At 62.3% G+C, this 884-nt stretch carries 1 pseudogene; it reads left to right on the forward strand.

What is annotated here, in order from left to right:
• Positions 1–73: 73 nt before the first annotated feature.
• Positions 74–784, forward strand: a pseudogene (locus IVB22_RS41100) (IS3 family transposase); the annotation flags it as partial.
• Positions 785–884 lie beyond the last annotated feature (100 nt).

The following is an 884-nucleotide window of genomic DNA, read 5'->3' on the forward strand; positions in this document are numbered from 1 at the left end:
CCGCTCCCTTCCGGTCGGCAATCTAGCGCCGGCCCGTTTCTATGCCACAGGGGGAGCGCAGCGCCGCGCATAGTTTTTTAGAAGGAGCGCTCACCAAGGCGGGATTGCTGAGCGCAAAGCGATGATCGACCGTGGACATGATCTGTCGATCACCAAGCAGGCGGAAGTTTTGAAGATCAGCCGCGGCAGCGTTTATTATCTGCCGCGCCCGGTGTCGTCCGCCGACCTCGCGATCATGCGGCATCTGGATCGGCTGCACTTGGAGTTCCCCTTCGCCGGTTCGCGTATGTTGCGAGGCCTGCTGGCTTTGCAGGGGTGCAAGATCGGCCGCCGGCATGTGAAGACGCTGATGCGGCGGATGGGGATAGAGGCGCTCTATCGCCGTCCGCGCACCACCAAGCCCGAACCGGGGCACAAGATCCATCCGTATCTGCTGCGCGGTCTGGCGATCGAGCGGGCCAACCATGTGTGGGCGATGGATATCACCTACATCCCGATGGCACGTGGCTTCGTCTATCTCGCCGTGGTGCTCGACTGGTTCAGCCGCCGCGTGCTGTCATGGCGCGTATCGATTACCATGGAGGCGGCGTTCTGCGTCGAGACGCTGGAGGATGCGATGGCCCGTCAAGGCAAGCCTGAGATCTTCAACACCGACCAGGGCAGCCAGTTCACCGGGGCGGCCTTCACCGGCGTTCTCGCCAGCCACGGCATCGCGATCAGCATGGACGGTAAGGGCGCCTGGCGGGACAACGTGTTCGTCGAGCGGCTATGGCGCAGCGTCAAATTGCGTATTTCGCAAAAACGGGACAGCGGTTTCGCTAACTGAGGGACAGCAGTTTCGCTAATTCGCGGACAGCGTGGCGGCGCTGGCTTTTGGTTGCCTG

Source organism: Bradyrhizobium sp. 190 (assembly GCF_023073415.1).
In the GTDB taxonomy this organism is placed as follows: Bacteria; Pseudomonadota; Alphaproteobacteria; order Rhizobiales; family Xanthobacteraceae; genus Bradyrhizobium.